We start from the raw sequence: 20,190 nt of genomic DNA, 5'->3' as shown, positions 1-20,190 counted from the left end.
TTCACAGAGATTCTAACGCTAAAACGACAGGATAGCCAATCTCAGTTTTTCGCTATATATTTTTATATACAACGACTTAGGACACACAATACCGCGTTATTAACAGTAAATTAATTGCCCGCTAATACCTTGTTTAAAATCACGTAAATCATGGCTTTTATCGCGTTTTAACGGTAAATCCGTTAACTTATGCAGCAATTGCACCATTTGCGTTACCCAAAAGATTCAAGGCTAAGCTAAGAAGATAGTCTTTCGACAATTTGAAACAGCGACTGATTGAAAATGATGGGTATATGCTATTAAAGCTAAGTAACACTTTTTAGGCAGGAAAATATGCGAAATCGCACATTAGCGGATCTCGATCGGGTGGTTGCACTTGGCGGCGGTCATGGCTTGGGTCGAGTAATGTCAGCCCTCTCCTCTTTAGGTTCACGCCTAACGGGCATTGTCACTACAACGGATAATGGCGGTTCAACTGGGCGTATACGCCGCTCAGAAGGCGGCATTGCTTGGGGCGATACACGAAACTGCCTTAACCAATTGATTACAGAGCCCAGTGTGGCTTCCGCAATGTTTGAGTATCGTTTTACCGGTAATGGTGAGTTAGCAGGCCATAATCTGGGGAATTTGATGCTTAAGGCGCTGGATCATCTCAGCATTCGCCCCATTGAAGCCATCAATCTCGTGCGTAGCTTGCTGAAGGTAGATGCTTGGCTAATCCCTATGTCCGAACAACCCGTCGATTTAGTGGCAATCGATAGCGAAGGGCATCCGGTCTATGGGGAAGTGAATATCGACCAATTGGCGCACATGCCACAAGAAATGTTGCTCTCACCTCATGTCCATGCCACTCGAGAAGCCATTGAAGCCATCAGTCAGGCAGATGTGATCTTGATTGGCCCAGGGAGCTTCCTGACCAGTTTGATGCCACTCTTGCTGTTAGATGATTTGACGCAGGCTTTACGCCGCAGCTCCGCCAGCATGATTTATATTGGTAATTTGGGCCGTGAACTCAGTGTGGCGGCTGCGGAATTATCATTACAAGAAAAGCTGGCCATCATGGAAAGCAAGATTGGTCGCAAGATAATTGATGCCGCCATCGTTAGCCCAAGGATTGATATTAGTGGGGTCACTGACAGAATTATTATCCAGCAACCCTTGGAAGCCAAAGATATCCCTTACCGCCACGATCGCGAGTTATTGCGTCAGGCACTGGAAGCGACTTTGCAGCAGTTAGGTGGCGCAGGATCTGCTTGACTGCGCGCGACGGGTTACAGCTATAAACACGTTACCCCTGAAAAATGCTAACGGCTAAAAATGCCGCAGCTAAGATATCGTTATGGCTGAGATTTAGCGCGCAAAGCTGCATTTTCAATCATATGGATATAGAGCGCTTCGACTTTGGCCCGTGCCCACGGCGTGCGCCGCAAGAACTTCAAACTCGATTTAATGCTGGGATCGCTGGTGAAACAGTTGATCTGGATACGGTATCCCAGCTCTTCCCAGCCGTAATGTTCCACCAACTTGGTCAGCAATTGCTCCAGCGTAATGCCGTGCAATGGATCTTTGGACAAGTGATCACTCATTTTTTATCTCACGCGTTATTCGGTGACAATTTTATCAGCCGCACACCTTAATCAGGATTGGTGGGTGCGACAAGCAGTAAATGCCAATTTATCTTTCCTTTGCCAATTGACCTTTTCCAAATCAATTGCCGCCCCGCGTTGCCCGTTCAAGCGCTAAATAGGCGATTATCAGGAAATGGCGATAAATTGCTGGCGCAACTGATGGACCTGATCACGTAATTCTGCGGCCTGTTCAAACTCCAGATTCTGCGCATGGGTATACATTTTTGCTTCCAGCTCACGGATTTTCTGATCCAGCGCTTTCGGTGCCAAGGATTGATAATCATGGGTATCAACCACTTTGTTGCTGCGCCCTTTCCCTTTGCCACGGGTAGAAGGTTGACCGAGCTGAAGAATGTCGCCAATTTTCTTGTTGAGCCCTTGCGGAATAATGCCACGTTCTTCGTTGTATGCTTGTTGTTTAGCGCGCCGACGTTCTGTTTCACCAATGGCTTTTTCCATTGATGCCGTGATGCGGTCACCGTAGAGAATAGCTTTCCCGTTGAGGTTACGTGCCGCACGGCCAATCGTCTGGATTAGGGAGCGTTCAGAGCGCAGGAAGCCTTCTTTATCGGCATCCAAAATTGCGACCAATGACACTTCAGGCATATCCAAACCTTCGCGCAGCAAGTTGATACCCACCAGCACATCAAATTCACCCAAACGTAAATCACGGATAATTTCAACCCGTTCAACGGTATCAATATCTGAATGCAGGTAACGTACACGTGCGCCATGCTCTATCAGATACTCGGTCAAGTCCTCCGCCATACGTTTGGTCAACGTGGTCACCAGCACCCGCTCGTTAATCGCTGCGCGGATACGAATTTCTGATAAGAGATCATCGACCTGCGTCGTGACAGGCCGCACTTCAATGATGGGATCAAGCAGCCCCGTTGGCCGCACCACTTGATCAATCACGTCACCACCGGATTTCTCCAGTTCATATTTACCCGGTGTTGCCGAGACATAGATGGTTTGCGGCGCTAAAGCCTCAAACTCTTCAAAACGCATCGGCCGGTTATCGAGCGCAGAGGGTAACCGGAAGCCATATTCCACCAATGTCTCTTTACGTGAACGGTCACCTTTGTACATGGCACCAATTTGCGGGATCGTGACGTGAGATTCATCGACAATCAACAAACCATCTGCGGGCAGATAATCGAATAACGTTGGTGGTGGCTCGCCCGGCCCACGGCCCGATAGATAGCGGGAATAGTTTTCGATGCCGGAGCAGTAACCCAATTCATTCATCATTTCGAGATCAAACTGAGTACGTTGAGTTATGCGCTGTTCTTCGATGAGTTTATTGTTCTCCAACAGCACCTTGCGCCGTTCCGCTAACTCGACTTTGATCTCTTCCATTGCCTGCAAAATACGCTCACGGGGGGTGACGTAGTGCGTCTTAGGGTAGACCGTAAAACGCGGAACTTCGTGTTGCAATTGGCCGGTGAGGGGATCAAATATCGAGAGCCGCTCCACTTCTTCATCGAACAATTCTACCCGCAGCGCCCATTCATCTGATTCTGCTGGGAAAATATCGATAACCTCACCACGAACGCGGAAAGTACCCCGCTGAAAAACTTGGTCATTGCGGCTGTATTGTAACTCTGACAAGCGGCGCAATATTGAGCGCTGATCGATGATCATGCCCTTCGTCAGATGTAGCATCATTTTCAGGTAAAGGTCGGGATCGCCCAAACCATAAATGGCTGAAACCGACGCCACGACGACCACATCTCGCCGCTCTAGCAATGCTTTAGTCGCAGATAACCGCATCTGTTCGATATGTTCGTTTACCGAGGCGTCTTTTTCGATAAAAGTATCAGAGCTAGGGACGTAGGCTTCAGGCTGATAGTAATCATAGTAGGAGACGAAATACTCTACCGCGTTATCAGGGAAAAACTCTTTCATCTCACCATACAATTGGGCGGCCAACGTTTTATTGGGTGCCAGCACCATCGTCGGCCGATTCAAATCCGCAATCACATTGGCAACCGTAAAGGTTTTACCTGATCCCGTGACCCCTAACAGCGTCTGGTGGGCAAGACCATTTTCCAGCCCCTCCTCCAGTTTACGGATGGCTTCAGGCTGATCGCCTGCTGGCTTAAACTCAGAATGTAGTTTGAATGATTTACTCATGAATTTGTTACCCGCCGGAGAAACATACACTGTCAGGAGGCTAATTATGAAAGCCCCATAAAATTTTGCCACCCCTATGATACTGGATATAAAACCAGCTTCAAGCACCAATATGTGGGAATTTCTGTAATCGTGCGATGAGTTGCTTCGTTACAGTGGCATATTGACGCAAGTTGCACTGTAAAAGTGTTTTTATCCCCAACTGTTAACATAAACACATTAGCGATAGCTAATTGATTAAAGTTCAACCATCAGCCTTAGTGATAATTTCTGGACGCTTGATTTTAATTAACGTATTGAAAATAAATATTATTTTAGAAAAGTAGAGAATCCGGACAACTGAGTCGTAAGCCGCGCCCGCTCTCGCTTTCCTTCAGTTTTCTATGGCTAATGCACATGGTTATCCACAGGAATGGTGGATAACTCATTCAACCCCATAGGGGCTGGGAGTTGGCGAAAAGCAAAGCTTCGAGATGAAATAGGGATTAATTAGCTTTTTTAGTGTTTTTTTTACATTTTTATTTCAACACATATTTCAATTAGTACTAAATACTCAGCTTGCTAATTCTAAATGTTTAACCCTACAAGTTTCAAAAATAGCCGTTCGCGCCTTTCTACTTTTTCTGCACCATTATCTCCATCAAAGCACCGCTGAGGTGCAACGAATTCACCCTTTAGCGCCTTCTGCCTCACAGACCCAGGCTCTTTACACGCGAGTCTTACGTCAAAACCATTTACAGCCTATTAACATACGGATTTTATTGTGCATACCCTCAACTTGGCCCAAGAGTTGCTTACTTTATGATGAAGCAGAGAATCTCTATTAAGCGGATAGATAAGAGGCGAAATGATCTCGACTCTTGTGACGGCCAATTGGCTGCGAATGATCCGATAAGCAGAGTGATAATGAGTCAAAATAACGCATTGAGGGACTTTTATAACGCTACTCACTGAATTTACCTCAATTTACACTGACAACCACGCGATATAAGCGCGGTGTTTTATGCTGGACTGCCGCTTTTTAGTATGCAGATTTGCTGGTTAATTCTTCACTAGCCGTTACAGAACACCGGGTCACCTGTGAACTACTGAGATCGACTGAGGAGAAGCACTGATGCTGAGTTTAACCGCAGTAAATCAATACTATGGTCAGAACCATATCCTTTGGGATATCAACCTAGAACTTCCTCGCGGCCAATGTACCTGCCTCATTGGACGCAACGGCGTAGGGAAAACGACGTTAATTAATTGCATCATGGGGCATTTACCCATTAAGAGTGGCACCATGACATGGCAACCCAATCATGAGCCGCCACAAAACTTACTGCAGCAGCCTGTCGAAGGGCGAACCGCGCTGGGCATTGGTTATGTTCCGCAAGGACAGCAGATCTTTTCTCAATTAAGTGTCGAAGAGAATATGTTGATCGCAGTGTTAGCTGGCCGCCATAAATCACGCCACATCCCAAGCTGGGTGTTTGACTTATTCCCCCAACTGTATGACAGACGCAGCCAGCGTGGTGGTGAGCTTACTCGCCATCAACAGCAGCAGTTAGCAATTGCCAGAGCCTTGGTCGCTGAACCAGAGTTGCTCATCCTTGATGAGCCAGGTAGCGATACGTTGCCGCCATTGAGTGAAGATATGGGCAATATTCTGCATCAACTTAGCCGCAGTCTGGGCCTGACCGTGTTATTAGTTGAGCATCGAATACCGCTCATTCGCCATGTTGCAGATAGATTCTGTTTGATGGCAGGAGGGAGAAATGTGGCACAAGGAACCGTGGATCAATTGGATGAAGGAATGATTATTGAGCATTTAGCCAGTTGATGTTCAGAACTTACTATTTTCAGGGCTAAGAAGCGCTATTAGCCCTGAAAATAAGCGAGCCCTTTTGAGCGGCTAACTGGCTGATGATGGCAATAAGCTTAAATCTAGGTAAGCCCCCAGATCGCGGCGTTCAGTGGCAGGGAATGCGCCAAGATCAGCCAGATGTGGGATCACGCCTAATAGTGGTGCGTCGATCATCCTCGCTAATGTTGCCAAATATTCCGCTTGCCGCGTTCCCGCCGGTATCACCTCATTGGCAACCCAACCGACCAAGGTCAAACCCGCTTGTTGTATAGCCAACGCCGTCAACAATGCATGGTTGATACACCCCAGCTTAACTCCAACAACCATAATGACCGGTAGTTGTTCTTGCTGTACCCAATCGGCAAAGGTCGCTTGCGTAGAAAGTGGGGTAAACCAGCCTCCCGCCCCTTCAATCAATATCCATTCTGCCTGTTGCTCAAGCTGGCGTAAGCCTTGTGATAAGGCTGACAGATGGATCTCGCACCCTTCACTTTCGCTGGCAATATGCGGTGATGTCGCTTCCAACAACGTCAGTGGATTTATCTGCGAGTAAGGCAATCTTTCACTGCTGTTCGCTTGCAGTGCCAAGGCATCACTATTACGTAATCCATCGACCGTTATTTGGCTGCCGGAGGCAACCGGCTTATAACCGACAGTCCGGTAACCTTCACTGGCAGCGGCTTGCAATAATGCGCAGCTAGCGATTGTTTTACCGACATCGGTATCAGTACCCGTAATGAACCAACGCTTAATCACGATAGATAACCCCATAAACCAAATGGTAACTTAACGGATAGCATCCCGCTTGTGTGGTATAAGCCTGCTGCAAGGCCACCAAGCGCTGGCGGCCGCTTAGCCCAGCCTCACGCCCTTGATGTAAATGCGTGGCACCAACACCTTGTAGCGAGCGCATAAGTGCTATCACATCTGGAAATTGTTGTTGATAGCGCTGTGGTGTTAGCTGATGACGATAGCCCTGACAAGCCGCACCGATTTGCTGGAGGGATAAGAAATCATTGACGTGACGCCTGCCATCAACTTGTTGCCACGCCTGCCCCAGTTCATCAAGCGAACCTTCTGCCAGCGTAGAGAACAGGATGATGCCGCCGCGGCGCGTGACGCGATAGAGTTCGGCCAATGCCGCAGGTAAATCAGCACACCACTGCACCGCCAGATTACTGAAACAGATATCAATAGCGTGATCGGGCAGCGGGATATGTTCGATATCCCCCAGTAAATAGTCGTCAGCGGCCTGCTGCTGTCGTGCATGATCCAACATGCCCGCCGCGAGATCGAATGCAATCACCCGCTTGCCGAGTTCACGCCAGCGGCGGCTAAAGTGCCCCGTACCGCATCCTGCATCCAGCACCGATACCCCAGCGTGCTGTTGGCCTAGCCCCAACAATGTCTCGCCTGTTTTGCGCTGTAAATCGGCTGCCGTGTCATAGCTGCCCGCGGCGCGGCTAAAGGCCGCCGCTATTGCGATTTTGTCTACCGCGACAGGTTTGGCAGCACTGGCGGTTTTATCTGTAGGCGCAGCTTTATCAAGACTTTTGGTTTGCGGCTCAAAGTCGGTTTGCAGATCAATAAATGCCTGCTGGTTTTCAGTGACTAGCGCCATGCAGCCCCTCCAGTAATCGGTCAATATCTTCCGGCTGATGCGCAGCACTCAGGGTAATTCGCAACCTAGCTCCCCCGGGCGGGACTGTGGGTGGACGGATGGCCGTCACCCATAACCCTGCGGCGCGTAGCCTTTCTGCCAGCGCTAATGTCTGTGGGTTATCCCCCACCATCAGCGGCTGGATGGCGGTTTCTGAAGCCCCTAATTGCCACGGTAAATCCCCTGCACCACGACGAAATTGAGCAATACGCTGCTGGAGTTGTTGGCGTAGGTCATCACCTTGTTGAATGCGCAAGAGTGCAGCTTGTAAAGCGACGGCCTGTGCAGGTGGCATCGCGGTGCTGTAAATGAGGTGGCGAGCATATTGCAGCAGATATTCAGCCACAGGAGCTTGGCACAAAACCGCCGCACCACTGAGGCCAAATGCCTTGCCAAAAGTGACGACCAAAAGATCGGGTTTTACCCCTTGTGACCAACAGCTACCACGGCCGCCGTCGCCCTGTACACCAATGCCGTGCGCATCATCGACCATCAGCCAGCCCCCCGCAGCGGTGGTATGCTGCTGCAAGGCGGTCAGCGGCGCACTGTCGCCGTCCATACTAAAAACGCCTTCAGTGACCACCAAGGTTTGGCCGACACAGGGCTTACTGAGCAACTTTTGCAATGAATCCGGTTGATTATGTGCAAAGCGCCGCAGTTGAGCCGGAGAGTGTGCCGCCGCCTCCAATAAGGACGCGTGGCTGAGTTTATCAGCCAATATGCGATCATCGGCCCCCGTCAGCGCGGCTAACACCGCCTGATTCGCGGCATAACCAGCAATAAATAGCAGTGCTCGTGGGTAACCGAGCCAATCGGCCAACTGTTGCTCTAATTGCGCATGAGGCTGGCTATAACCGGTAACATGGCCTGAACCGCCGCTGCCGACACCGTAGCACTGCGCGCCCTGCTGCCATGCCGCTATCACAGCAGCATCTTGGCTTAACCCCAGATAATCATTGCCCGCGAAGTTGAGATAGCGCTGTTCGCCACACTGTAACCAACGGCCATTCGCCCCCGAATTAACCTGACGAGTCCGATAAGCGGCAGCATCGCGCCGCTGTTGCAGCCCCTGTTCTATCTTGCTTTGCCAACTCATCATACCGCCGCGTTATAGAATTGGACGCTGTCTTCAGGGGATGAATCACCGTGGAAAAGTTGCTCAGTCAGCGCTTGCTGCTGCTCGCGATCCCCCTGTTCAGTGGCGGTTTGTTGTGGATTCAATCCCAACTTACGGAACAGTTGCAGGTCTTTATCCTCTTCAGGATTCGGCGTGGTGAGTAGCTTGCAGCCGTAGAAAATGGAGTTAGCACCGGCCATAAAGCACATGGCTTGTGTTTGCTCATTCATTTGTTCGCGACCAGCAGATAGGCGGACGTACGAGGTGGGCATCATGATGCGCGCCACCGCAATGGCACGGATAAATTCAAAAGCATCTACGTCGTCATTGTTCTCAAGGGGTGTCCCTTTCACTTTGACCAGCATATTGATGGGCACACTTTCAGGAGGCTTCGGCAGATTCGCCAGTTGTACCAACAGTCCGGCGCGATCACGAACTGTTTCCCCGAGTCCAACGATGCCACCAGAGCAGACTTTGATACCGGCATCACGCACTTCGGTGAGGGTATCCAATCGCTCTTGATAGCTGCGAGTGGTAATGATGCTGCCGTAAAACTCAGGCGAGGTATCCAGATTGTGGTTGTAGTAATCCAAGCCAGCGTCTGCGAGCCGGTGCGCTTGTTGCTTATCCAACGTTCCGAGTGTCATGCAGGTTTCCATCCCCATCGCTTTGACGCCTTCGACCATTTTCTCCAAGTAAGGCATATCTCGTTCATGAGGATTTTTCCAAGCAGCCCCCATACAGAAGCGAGTAGAACCTGCGGCCTTGGCTTTTTTAGCGGACTCGAGGACTTGCTCGACTTGCATGAGGCGTTCGCTTTCCAGACCCGTTTTGTAGCGTGAGCTTTGGGGGCAATACTTGCAATCTTCAGGACAAGCACCGGTTTTAATCGAGAGCAGAGTACTGACTTGTACTTGGCGGGGATCAAAATGTTGGCGGTGGATACATTGTGCTTCGAACAATAAATCTAACAGCGGTTTTTCAAACAGGGCTTGGGCTTGCCCCACTGTCCAGCGAGTATAATTTGCCATTACGGCTTCTCCAAAGAAGAGAAAAAAGTGTCGTCAGTGTAAATAAACTCGTTATACTGTCAACCATTCTTACTGCAATTTGGTTTACGACAAATTCTCATGACACCTTCTGACTTGGCTTTTGATCAACGCCATATCTGGCACCCCTACACCTCAATGACCGACCCGCTCCCTTGCTATCCGGTGGTTGCCGCCGAAGGTGTGGAGCTGCAATTAGCGGATGGTCGGCGATTGATTGATGGTATGTCATCTTGGTGGTCAGCCATTCATGGTTACAATCACCCTGCCCTCAATCAAGCTGCGCATCAGCAGTTAGATAAAATGTCACACGTGATGTTTGGCGGCATTACCCACCCGCCTGCGGTTGCACTTTGCAGACAGTTAGTCTCCATGACGCCCGCTGAGCTGGAGTGTGTATTTTTAGCCGATTCGGGTTCAGTGGCGGTTGAAGTCGCGCTGAAAATGGCCTTGCAATATTGGCAGGCAAAAGGAGAACGGCGGCAGCGATTTCTGACGCTGCGCCATGGCTACCATGGCGATACGTTCGGCGCGATGTCAGTGTGTGATCCGCAAAATTCAATGCACAGTTTGTATCAGGGCTATTTAGCGGAAAATCTGTTCGTGACTTCACCGCAATGCCGTTTCGATGACACATGGAACCCTGAAGACATCACGGATTTTGCCGCAACGATAGCGCAGCACGCTCACGAGATTGCCGCGGTCATTCTGGAACCTATCGTGCAAGGCGCGGGAGGAATGCGAATTTATCATCCGGCTTATTTACGTGAGGTGAGAGCGCTGTGCGATAAACATCAGATTTTGTTGATTGCAGATGAAATTGCCACAGGCTTTGGCCGCACTGGCAAACTCTTTGCCTGCGAACATGCGCAGATCGTGCCCGATATTCTCTGCCTCGGTAAGGCACTGACGGGCGGTTATCTCACTTTATCCTCCACGATAAGCACTCGTCAGGTGGCGGAAACCATCAGTCATGGTGATGCTGGCTGCTTTATGCATGGGCCGACTTTTATGGCGAATCCGCTCGCCTGTGCTGTCGCCTGCGCCAGTCTGGAGCTGCTGGCAGAGAATCGCTGGCAACAGCAAGTGAGCGCCATCGAGATTCAACTCAAGCAGGGGTTATTGCCACTGGCAAAACAGGCTAACGTCGCGGATGTCAGGGTGTTGGGGGCCATTGGGGTGGTCGAAATGAAAGCACCGGTTAACGTTGCCCGTTTACAGCGCAGGTTTGTCGAGCTGGGCGTGTGGATCCGGCCCTTTGGTCGGCTGATTTACTTGATGCCGCCTTATGTGATCTCGCCTGAGGCGCTAACAAAGCTGACTGATGCTGTCGCCAGCGCAGCCATGGAGTAGTCGAACGGAATCCAGAGTATCGCTGCAATCCAATCGGCAAACGGCCAGTGCACAGTCAACCTCACGTCATACGTGAGGATAATGCACACTGCCCGTATGCAGCGTGGCAGGTAAAATGACTTATTGCGCCAAGATACTGACCCACATTGGGCCTTTACCCACAGGGTAGCGGTTCAATGTTGTCAGTTCACCGCTGTTCTGATCGATACGATAGACGGCAATATGATCAGATTTTTGACCAGAAGAAATCAGGAACTGGCCGCTGTGATCGATATTAAACCCACGCGGTTGTGCTTCCGTCGGATGATGGCCAACCAATGAAATCTCACGCCCGTCTTCCGATACGCTGAAAATACTCAGCAGGCTAGCCGTACGATCGCTGATATAAAGATGACGACCATTTGGCGTGATATGGATATCTGCCGCCCAGCAGGTCTCAGTAAAATCAGCAGGCATGGCATTCAATGTTTGAATCAGTTGGTATTCCTGACCGTTATCACTGATTTGGTACACATCAACGGAGCTATTGAGTTCGTTGACGCAATAAGCGACTTGCTGGTTGGGATGGAACGCCATATGACGCGGCCCCGCGCCCGCTGCAACCTGAATGTTCGCCTGTGCATGAGGTGTTAGCTTGCCATTCTCACTCAAATCAAATAGCCGGACTTTATCCTCTTTCAAGCAAGGGACGAGCAGGATCTGATTGGTTGGATCAATGTTCGCCGAGTGCGGTGCTGGCAAATCATCTAGCTGCTGAATAGGAGCCTGTACCACGCCATGCTCATCAATAGGGCTGACGCTGACACAGTTGAAGCTGTAAGAAGCAGAGAACAGGAAACGGCCTTGTAAATCGGTGCCGATGTGAGTCGGGCTACCTGGCAGAGGTGCCATACCCGCAGCAACTAGCGTGCCGTCATCAACAATGTTGTAGCTGACAATACCAAAATCAGGGCGAACCCCAACATACAAATGGCGTTGATTCGGGTTGATGACCATCGGCTGCACTTGGCCCGGAACGTCCACTGTTTGCAATAAAGTTAATGCGCCAGCGGAATCTAATTGCCAGACATGAATTTGCTGACTGTCTGGGCTTGCCACGTAAACCACTTGCTTCATCTCTACTCCTTAGTCGAACCTGTTGAGCAATACTGTTTAGCCGTCTTTATCTGCCTCAGCAAATCCGGCCTTAACCCAATATCGATTTTAACACCTTATTTTAGCCTAGCTTACCTGACTGGCTGGGCATAACAACACTCTCGCGTCGCACACCTTAAACTTACCCTGCTTATTCTTAGCGAATAAACAGTCTGGTTTAATCAGCTGCTTATCCGGTGTACTATCCATTAACTCGATACAGAAAATCATTTTGATACTGACTATCTCACTCGCCCTTTCAATGAGTCTGGACTGCTATGACATATCGCGTAATTGCACTGGATCTGGATGGAACACTGCTGGATCACAAAAAACGTATTCTGCCTGAATCTTTATCTGCACTAGCACAGGCACGTGCTGAAGGCATTAAAGTCGTGGTGGTCACTGGGCGTCATCATGTCGCTATCCATCCATTTTATCAGGCGCTAGAACTGGATACGCCCGCTATTTGCTGCAACGGCACTTATCTTTATGATTATCATGCAAAAAAAGTGCTGGAGTCTAACCCGTTAGCCCCTAAACAAGCGGTGCAAGTTCTTCAGTTGTTAGAGCAAACTCAGATTCACGGTCTGATGTATGTGGATGATGCGATGCTCTATCAGCAAACCAGTGGGCATGTCATTCGTTCACTGAGTTGGGCTGAGTCTTTGCCTGCCTCACAACGCCCGACATTGCTCCATGTCGACAGCTTGTTAGACGCCGCTCACCGCGCCACCGACATCTGGAAATTCGCCACGTCTCACGCCAATCTCGAGCAGCTTAATGCATTCGCGACCATGGTTGAGGGTGAATTGGGGCTAGCCTGTGAATGGTCATGGCATGATCAGGTGGATATTGCACAAGCGGGCAACAGCAAAGGGATGCGCTTACAACGGTGGGTTGAATCTCAGGGCATGAGCATGAACGACGTGGTCGCCTTTGGTGACAACTTTAACGACCTGAGTATGCTGGAAAGCGCCGGTCTGGGCGTAGCAATGGGTAACAGCGCTGATGCTATTAAGGAACGAGCCGATTTAGTCATTGCCGATAATGAACAACCGGGTATTGCTGCCGTTATTCGCCAGCATGTTCTAGCCTGATATTGAGGTGAGTGAATCACCTCATAAGGCCTAAATCGACCTCCTAACCTAGGCAGGTTGGGAGGTTCGCATCACACTAAAATCAATCTTCGCGTGGGGTGATTTTACCGTAGTCTTGTTCGTTGTTACGCGTCAGCCACAGTGACAAGGCTTTCAGGGAATCCGGCGTAAACTCATCACAACGCGCAGTGATCTCTTCCGGCAGCATCCAACGGACTTCATCTATCTCTTCAGCTTGTAGTGCAAATGGGCCGTGAGACACACAACTGAATAATGCCCCCCAAACACGGCAGCAATCTTCCTCAAAGTAAAACTGTCCATGTTCAGCAAATGGGACACCTGCGATACCTAACTCTTCTTCTGCTTCACGCCGAGCAGAGTCGAGATAATTTTCACCACTTTGCACGACGCCGCCCGCGGTGGCATCCAGTTTGCCGGGATAGAAATCTTTGATCTCAGTACGGCGTTGTACCAGAATTTTGCCCATTCCATCATGCACCACAATATAGGTAGCACGGTGGCGTAGTCGCTGAGCTCTCATTTGTTGACGACTGGATTGAGCAATAACCTCGTTTTGCTCATCAACAATATCAACCCACTCGATGACTGCTGCTGGATTTTGCTCCACCATCCTCTAAAACCTTCTATCTAGGCGCGATGAAACGCGCGCAATTGTTAATCAAGAAATGACCTTCTCGAGTGGCCGCAGTCTGGTAAGCGCCCGCCTCTCTAGGGTAAATGACGATTTATCTTATTGTTTTTTAAATACTTACTTTTTCAATGCCGACTATTTTTTTAATGCCAACTGGGCGACAAGTTCATCATTTTGTAGGGTCAGAACCTGTAAAACACCTTTGTTTAACATGCCATAGCTCGCCGGAAATCCCCCTTTCGGGATGCTGACAGAGCCCGGATTGAAGCAAATCACATCCTCCTGCCACTCTGCTTGCGGAAGGTGAGTATGACCATAAACTAAGACATCCCCTTTACGCAACGGAGGAAGTGACTCTGGATGATAAAGGTGACCATGCGTCAAAAATAAACGCGTTTCTGGCATAATTATCTGCTGCCAACCGGCCATGATAGGGAACTGTAAGAGCATTTGATCGACTTCACTGTCGCAGTTGCCACGCACAGCAATGATCTTGTCTTTGTAGGGATTAAGACACTCAGCAACGGCTGCGGGTTGATAGCCCGCCGGTAACGCGTTACGCGGGCCATGGTTGAGCAAATCGCCTAATAGCACTAGCCATTGCGCTTCACTTTGGTCGAAAATTGCCAGCACTTTTTCAGTCGCGGGCAGTGAACCATGCAGATCAGAAGCAAACATTAACTTCATGACATCATCTTCCCTGATCATAATCTCAGTCATTCTGACGATATATATCGCCGCATGACTGATGAGAGCTAAAAGAGGCGTTATTCTATCACCCAATCCGTCGGATTTATCCGATAAAAAGAGGTATCATTTGCGAGAAATTTTTTTCCATCGTAACAGCGCCGCCCTGTTAGCCGTGCCAGCGTATTTCGAAATAGCAAGGGAGGAACGGATATCATCTAGGTTGGGATACCAGCTCATCTAATGTCAGAGGATGGAATAAATACCCCTGCATCGCGTCAATATTGCTCCCCTTGAGTTGTGCCGATTCATCCTGATTTTCGACGCCAACAACAATAACACCGAGGCAATATTTCTTGATGTTATTGATCAGAATTGGGAAGGTATGTTTATTGTGCTGCCAGAAGAAATGTTTATCGATCTTCACATATTCAAAAATATTGGCCGTCACCGCATTTAAAGTCGAACCCCCACTGCCCAAATCATCTAACCAGAGCGGATATCGCCCAGCTAATTCACGTAATAGCGGGTTATTCATACCATCGGATAAATTAGAGAAAGTTTCCATAATTTCCAGCCTAAGGAAAGGCACTTCATCCATCATACGGCGGGTTGAATCATCGGAAACGATCACGCTTGCCAAGTCAAAATCGATATTAATCGATAGCAGAACATTGTTAGCAATAAACCATTCACTGTAGGTTTTTACTGCGCGCAATTGATCATGAAATAATTTCGTTTTCCCTTCAACGCCTAACTCTCGAATAAACTGTTCGACGTCCATGGATAAATCGACCGATTTGGCTGAGAATCGGCTTAATAGCTCGACGGCTAATAAACTACCATCCTGCTTATGTATGGGTTCACATACGTAAGAACAATTAACTTCGATGTTTAGCTTCATGCGCACCTGAAAAGTTTATAAGCAATAATGAGATCACAACCTAACCTCAGCGGGACGATTTATAAGCCTGCGTTAACTTTTATAAAATACCCGACATTGATAAAACATCCAATTTCGCAAAGTGAAGGAAGGCGGATGGCTCCCTTTAATTAAAATACTCATATTCACTTTAGCAGAAATTCACTTTAGCGTGTTTTAACGTCGTTTGGGCATGGCTTATACATATTTTTAACATTTAAAAACAATGAGGTATACCGATACCACCTAAGGGGGAACTGGTAGTACCTGAATACCTACTCTTGTATTAATCGGTCAGAATGTCGGATTTGTTTAATGATTATTTAATTATTTTTCAAACGAGGCTGTAGGAGGGGTTTTCTCTTTAGATTTATCTCAGGATGTGCTCAGTATCGTAGGATAAGCGCTTGGAATCATCTATGCTGAAAGTGAAACAAATAATAATGAGTGCGTGACCCGATGGGGTGGGTTATTTACCCTTCAGAGTTCATGTTAAAGGGCATCAATGGAGATTGGCTATGCGTATTTTAATCACTGGCGCGACAGGGCTAATCGGACGCAGTCTGACCGCCTTCCTGTTGTCACAAGCTCATCAAGTCACTGCACTGACACGCGATCTACAGCGCGCAAAAGAAGTGCTTGGTCCACAAGTCACCTGCTGGTCTACGCTTGATGATCAGCATGATCTGAATAGCTTTGATGCCGTGATTAACCTCGCTGGCGAGCCTATTGCGGAAAAACGTTGGACCCCACAGCAAAAAGAGATTTTGTGCCAAAGCCGCTGGCAAATAACCGAAAAACTAACCGCGCTAATTAAAGCCAGTAGTGAGCCTCCTGCGGTGTTCATATCCGGATCTGCGGTGGGGTTCTATGGCGACCAGGGGCAAGCTTTGGTCACAGAAGAAGAAACACCACACGATGAGTTTACCCATCAACTTTGCGAACGCTGGGAAAGTCTAGCACTCGCCGCCGAAAGTGAGCAGACGCGAGTCTGTTTATTGCGTACGGGTATCGTGTTAGCTCCTCACGGCGGTGCGTTAGCCAAAATGGTGCCGTTGCTGCGCCTTGGTTTGGGTGGCCCAATCGGTGATGGCCGTCAATATTTACCGTGGATTCATATCGATGACATGGTACATGGCATCTATTTCTTATTGACGACCGATGGCCTTAACGGCCCCTTCAATATGGTTTCCCCGTATCCGGTACATAACGAGCAATTTATTGCCACGCTAGCAGAAGTATTAGACCGCCCTGCCGTCATTCGTACTCCTGCGGCGGCAATGCGTTTATTACTGGGTGAATCAGCGGCGTTGGTACTCGGTGGCCAACGGGCCGTACCAAAACGATTGGAAGAGGCGGGCTTTGGTTTTCGTTATTTCGATCTGGAAGAGGCGCTGCGGGCTGTATTGAAAAAACCAACAACTGCCGATAACGCCAAACGCTAAATACCTGAGATATATCGCAGCGGGATAGACTCATTCATCGCTATCCCGCTGAACAATATGTTACTTCAATGCCCCTGAAAGGAACTGCTGCAAGCGAGGACTTTTCGGGTTACCAAAAAGCTCTGCCGGTGGGCCTTCTTCTTCTATCACCCCCTTGTGCAAGAAGATGACATGGCTTGAAACATGCCGAGCGAACTCCATTTCGTGGGTCACCACCACCATGGTTTTCCCCTCTTCTGCCAGTTTTTGCATAATACGTAAAACTTCGCCAACCAGTTCAGGGTCTAGCGCTGAGGTCGGCTCATCAAACAGTAATACATCCGGCTCCATGGCCAATGCCCGTGCAATTGAAACGCGCTGTTGCTGGCCGCCAGAGAGATGCACCGGATATTTCGCCCGCGCTCGTTCATCAATACCGACTTTATCCAAATAGCGGATAGCTCGCTCTTTCGCTATCGATTTACTTAGCCCTAATACTTGAATAGGCGCTTCCATGACGTTTTCCAGCACCGTCATATGGCTCCATAAATTAAAATGTTGGAAGACCATCGTTAACCGCGTGCGCAATAACTGCAGTTCTTTTTTATCGAAAACTTTTAATTGCCCATCTTTATCTCGCACTAAGCGAATATCTTGGTTATTAACGCTAATCGAACCTTCGCTTGGTTTTTCCAAAAAATTAATACAGCGTAAAAAGGTACTTTTCCCAGAGCCCGAAGAGCCAATAATAGAAATCACATCCCCAGCTTTAGCGGAAAGTGAAACACCTTTTAAAACCTCATGCTCACCATAATGCTTATGTAATTCCGTTACAGAGAGCTTGGTTTCAGCTATTTTCGTTTCTGATGTGTCAGTCATAGTTTCGGATGTGCTAGAAATAGTTTCAATTATGTCCATCATGGTTTCTCCGTACTTAATGCGATGCCTGCGGTTTTATATGAGCCAGCCAACGTCTCTCTGCCTGGCGGAACAGGCTAATTAGCGTAAAGGAGATAATCAGATAAAGTACGGCAGCAATACCAAAAGCATAAAACGGCTGATAAGTCGCGGCGTTAATATCTCGCGCTATTTTCAGTATATCCGGCACGGTGGCCGTAAAAGCTAATGCCGTTGAATGCAGCATTAAAATCACTTCATTACTGTACGCAGGTAAAGCAATGCGCAGCGCTGAAGGCAAAATAATACACCGATACATTTTAAAGCGCGAGAAGCCATAAGCTCTAGCCGCTTCAATTTCACCGTGTGGTACTGAACGAATAGCACCGGCAAATATCTCTGTTGTGTAAGCACAGGTATTTAATGTCAGCGCTAAAATAGTACAATTCAATCCGCTGCGAAAGAAGGCATTCAGTAAATCATTGCCTCGGACAATCTCTAAGCTGTACATGCCAGAATAGAACACCAGCAATTGGACATATAACGGCGTGCCGCGGAAAATATAAGTGAAAATCCAGACGGGTAAGCGGATCCAGCGCCGTTCTGCCACCCGAGCAACCGCTAGCGGAATAGCCAACAGCCCACCCATGACGACCGAGGAGATTAATAACCACAAGGTGACGGCCATGCCGGTAAACCGATAGCCATCACTCCAGAGCAGTGCTTGCCAATATTGATGCAGAATCTCGATCATAGCTCAGCCCTCTTCACCCCATGGGAGTAGCGCCGCTCTAACCACAGCAAGACACCATTCGATACCGTGGTAAAGATCAGATAAACCACACCGGCAACTAAAGCAAAGAAGAAGGGTTGGTAAGTGCCCTTACCCGCTAATTGCGTGGCTTTTACGACATCATTCAACCCCAGAATAGAGACTAATGCCGTTGCTTTTAGAATCACCTGCCAGTTATTACCAATGCCCGGTAATGCATAGCGCATCATGGCTGGAAACATAATTCTGCGGAAAATCTGGCTTGATGAGAAACCAAAAGCGGTAGCCGCTTCAATTTGGCCAGCAGGAACAGCCATATAGGCGCCACGAAAGGTTTCGGTGAAATAGGCCCCATAGATAAAACCGAGGGTAATGATCCCAGCAGAGAGAGGGTCAATATTAATTTGTTCAAAACCGAGGGATTCGGTAATGCTGTTTAGGGTGATCTGCAAACCGTAAAAGATAAGCAACATTAAAACTAAATCCGGTACACCACGAATAAGCGTGGTGTAGCACTCAAATAAGCCCGATAACAGCCGATTTGAGGATAACTTTCCACCGGCACCAATCAGGCCGATAATCACCGATAGCAGCACTGAACATAATGCTAACTCCAGCGTTACCAGGGCACCTTCAAATATCAGTTTCGAATATCCATCCAGCATCTGGGTTATCCTGTCTTACTGAGTAAGGAGTCTGGTAAATTACGCGTGTTAATTACCCTATAGCGGCCCCTGCTGGCGTCAGCAGAGGCCTTCACGGCAATAGAATTAACCGCCGTAAACATCAAAGTCGAAGTATTTTTTCGCCAGCTTGTCGTAAGTGCCATCTTGACGCATTTCTGCAAAGGCTTTGTCTAATGCCGCTTTCAGTTCTGCATCATCTTTACGTAAGCCCATTCCGGTACCCACGCCAAAGAACTCGTCATTTTTAACGGATGGCCCTGCGAACGCATAATCTTTACCGATAGCTTGTTTCAGGAAGCCTTCGCTGCCAGCGACTTCATCTTGGAACGCCGCATCAATACGGCCCGAAGCTAAGTCAGCGTAGATCAAATCCTGGTTTTGATAGGCAACAACATCAATGCCTTTTGGTTGCCACTCAGCATTGGCGAAAGCCTCTTGTGTTGAACCTTGCAACACCCCAACACGTTTGCCTTTCAAGGCCACCAGTGTCGGTTCAATTTTGCTGTCTTTCGGCGCAATCAGACGCGCATTCGCTGCGTAGAGTTTGTCGGTGAACGCAATCTCTTTTTGGCGTTTTTCGGTGATGGAAAGCGAGGAGATAATAGCATCGATTTTTTTAGCTTTGAGCGATGGGATTAATGCATCAAAGTCACTTTCAACGAAAGTACATTTGGTATCAATACGGTTGCATAGCTCTTTTGCTATATCGATATCAAAACCAACCAATTCCCCACTGGCATTTTTAGATTCAAAAGGTTCATAAGTTGGATCGGTACCGATCTTGATATCTTTAGGAATGGCAGCAAAAGCACTGCTCGCGGCAGCTAAGGCTAAAACTAAAGGTAGAACCAGAATCGTCTTCTTCATACATAACCCTCAAATTGATTTTCGATGCCATAAAGCGCGTTAGATTTCTGTACCATCTCGCTCTGTTCAATCCCGCTAGGTACAGGTTTGCTCGGTACAGCCCAGAGCTTTCATAAATAGATAATAGCTTTCATAAATCAATTTGCAGTAATCGTGCCAGTAATTATCTGGGAGGAAAGGAAATTCCACGCCAGCTTTCTGAGCACGATCACCACCAAATCAAGGCATCAAGCCATCGACAGAAACCGAACACC

The 20,190-nt window shown here is 48.4% G+C and carries 19 protein-coding genes; 5 read left to right on the top strand and 14 right to left on the bottom strand.

Translation table 11 applies throughout. The features are described 5' to 3' along the window. The first annotated feature begins 333 nt into the window (after positions 1-333). Positions 334-1,257: a uridine diphosphate-N-acetylglucosamine-binding protein YvcK gene (gene yvcK, locus DA391_RS07230; RefSeq protein ID WP_057644257.1), complete on the top strand. Its 924-nt coding sequence runs from the start codon at positions 334-336 to the stop codon at positions 1,255-1,257. Positions 1,258-1,337: 80 nt separating this feature from the next. On the opposite strand, the gene DA391_RS07225 is transcribed toward yvcK, so the two are convergent. Further along, positions 1,338-1,586: a VF530 family DNA-binding protein gene (locus DA391_RS07225; RefSeq protein ID WP_049606621.1), complete on the bottom strand. Its 249-nt coding sequence runs from the start codon at positions 1,584-1,586 to the stop codon at positions 1,338-1,340. A 168-nt stretch (positions 1,587-1,754) separates the two neighbouring features. Further along, positions 1,755-3,767: an excinuclease ABC subunit UvrB gene (gene uvrB / locus DA391_RS07220; RefSeq protein WP_050286159.1), complete on the bottom strand. Its 2,013-nt coding sequence runs from the start codon at positions 3,765-3,767 to the stop codon at positions 1,755-1,757. Positions 3,768-4,881: 1,114 nt separating this feature from the next. Here uvrB and DA391_RS07215 point away from each other — a divergent pair. Next, positions 4,882-5,592 carry an ABC transporter ATP-binding protein gene (locus tag DA391_RS07215; RefSeq protein ID WP_050080005.1) on the top strand — a complete coding sequence of 237 codons (711 nt, stop codon included), beginning with the start codon at positions 4,882-4,884 and terminating at the stop codon, positions 5,590-5,592. Positions 5,593-5,664: 72 nt separating this feature from the next. On the opposite strand, the gene bioD is transcribed toward DA391_RS07215, so the two are convergent. Genes bioD through bioB form a run of 4 tightly spaced genes read right to left on the bottom strand, consistent with a single transcriptional unit; the run spans position 5,665 to position 9,424 of the window. Then, positions 5,665-6,372, bottom strand: a complete 708-nt coding sequence (gene bioD / locus DA391_RS07210; protein ID WP_050080006.1) for a dethiobiotin synthase — start codon at positions 6,370-6,372, stop codon at positions 5,665-5,667. After that, positions 6,365-7,237, bottom strand: coding sequence for a malonyl-ACP O-methyltransferase BioC (bioC, locus tag DA391_RS07205; RefSeq protein WP_108087495.1), 873 nt, complete (start codon positions 7,235-7,237; stop codon positions 6,365-6,367). The genes bioD and bioC overlap by 8 nt, the downstream gene beginning before the upstream one ends. Continuing rightward, positions 7,221-8,372 (bottom strand): 8-amino-7-oxononanoate synthase, encoded by a 1,152-nt coding sequence (gene bioF / locus DA391_RS07200; protein ID WP_050080007.1) that lies wholly within the window; start codon positions 8,370-8,372, stop codon positions 7,221-7,223. Before bioF ends, bioC begins: the two co-directional genes overlap by 17 nt. After that, positions 8,372-9,424 (bottom strand): biotin synthase BioB, encoded by a 1,053-nt coding sequence (bioB, locus tag DA391_RS07195; RefSeq protein ID WP_057644262.1) that lies wholly within the window; start codon positions 9,422-9,424, stop codon positions 8,372-8,374. Before bioB ends, bioF begins: the two co-directional genes overlap by 1 nt. A gap of 99 nt (positions 9,425-9,523) precedes the next feature. Between bioB and bioA the strand changes: the two genes are divergently transcribed. Beyond that, positions 9,524-10,795 (top strand): adenosylmethionine--8-amino-7-oxononanoate transaminase, encoded by a 1,272-nt coding sequence (gene bioA / locus DA391_RS07190; RefSeq protein WP_108087494.1) that lies wholly within the window; start codon positions 9,524-9,526, stop codon positions 10,793-10,795. A gap of 120 nt (positions 10,796-10,915) precedes the next feature. Here the strand turns inward: bioA and pgl are convergent, their stop codons facing one another. Continuing rightward, positions 10,916-11,911 (bottom strand): 6-phosphogluconolactonase, encoded by a 996-nt coding sequence (gene pgl, locus DA391_RS07185; protein ID WP_050872799.1) that lies wholly within the window; start codon positions 11,909-11,911, stop codon positions 10,916-10,918. Positions 11,912-12,207: 296 nt separating this feature from the next. Between pgl and DA391_RS07180 the strand changes: the two genes are divergently transcribed. Continuing rightward, positions 12,208-13,029 (top strand): pyridoxal phosphatase, encoded by an 822-nt coding sequence (locus tag DA391_RS07180; RefSeq protein WP_050286164.1) that lies wholly within the window; start codon positions 12,208-12,210, stop codon positions 13,027-13,029. Positions 13,030-13,111: 82 nt separating this feature from the next. Here the strand turns inward: DA391_RS07180 and yfcD are convergent, their stop codons facing one another. The 3 genes from yfcD to DA391_RS07165 all read right to left on the bottom strand — a co-directional run bounded on the left by yfcD (position 13,112) and on the right by DA391_RS07165 (position 15,272). After that, positions 13,112-13,660, bottom strand: coding sequence for an NUDIX hydrolase YfcD (gene yfcD / locus DA391_RS07175; RefSeq protein WP_050080012.1), 549 nt, complete (start codon positions 13,658-13,660; stop codon positions 13,112-13,114). A 156-nt stretch (positions 13,661-13,816) separates the two neighbouring features. Continuing rightward, positions 13,817-14,368 carry a phosphodiesterase gene (yfcE, locus tag DA391_RS07170; protein WP_049606880.1) on the bottom strand — a complete coding sequence of 184 codons (552 nt, stop codon included), beginning with the start codon at positions 14,366-14,368 and terminating at the stop codon, positions 13,817-13,819. Positions 14,369-14,582: 214 nt separating this feature from the next. Then, positions 14,583-15,272 (bottom strand): EAL domain-containing protein, encoded by a 690-nt coding sequence (locus tag DA391_RS07165; RefSeq protein ID WP_050080013.1) that lies wholly within the window; start codon positions 15,270-15,272, stop codon positions 14,583-14,585. A gap of 536 nt (positions 15,273-15,808) precedes the next feature. Between DA391_RS07165 and DA391_RS07160 the strand changes: the two genes are divergently transcribed. Then, positions 15,809-16,735 carry a TIGR01777 family oxidoreductase gene (locus tag DA391_RS07160; RefSeq protein WP_050080014.1) on the top strand — a complete coding sequence of 309 codons (927 nt, stop codon included), beginning with the start codon at positions 15,809-15,811 and terminating at the stop codon, positions 16,733-16,735. Between the two features lie 60 nt (positions 16,736-16,795). On the opposite strand, the gene hisP is transcribed toward DA391_RS07160, so the two are convergent. The 4 genes from hisP to hisJ all read right to left on the bottom strand — a co-directional run bounded on the left by hisP (position 16,796) and on the right by hisJ (position 19,936). Then, positions 16,796-17,593 carry a histidine ABC transporter ATP-binding protein HisP gene (gene hisP, locus DA391_RS07155; RefSeq protein WP_072084596.1) on the bottom strand — a complete coding sequence of 266 codons (798 nt, stop codon included), beginning with the start codon at positions 17,591-17,593 and terminating at the stop codon, positions 16,796-16,798. A 55-nt stretch (positions 17,594-17,648) separates the two neighbouring features. Continuing rightward, a complete protein-coding gene (locus DA391_RS07150; protein WP_019210685.1) occupies positions 17,649-18,365 on the bottom strand; it encodes an ABC transporter permease in 717 nt (238 codons plus the stop codon). Continuing rightward, complete coding sequence (locus DA391_RS07145; protein ID WP_050080015.1) at positions 18,362-19,048, bottom strand: histidine ABC transporter permease HisQ; 687 nt, start codon at positions 19,046-19,048, stop codon at positions 18,362-18,364. Before DA391_RS07145 ends, DA391_RS07150 begins: the two co-directional genes overlap by 4 nt. 105 nt (positions 19,049-19,153) lie before the next feature. Next, complete coding sequence (gene hisJ / locus DA391_RS07140) at positions 19,154-19,936, bottom strand: histidine ABC transporter substrate-binding protein HisJ (protein ID WP_108087493.1); 783 nt, start codon at positions 19,934-19,936, stop codon at positions 19,154-19,156. Positions 19,937-20,190: the final 254 nt, after the last annotated feature.

Source organism: Yersinia massiliensis (assembly GCF_003048255.1).
In the GTDB taxonomy this organism is placed as follows: Bacteria; Pseudomonadota; Gammaproteobacteria; order Enterobacterales; family Enterobacteriaceae; genus Yersinia; species Yersinia massiliensis_A.
Note: the sequence above shows the minus strand (reverse complement) of the source record. Positions and strands in the feature narration are given on the sequence as shown.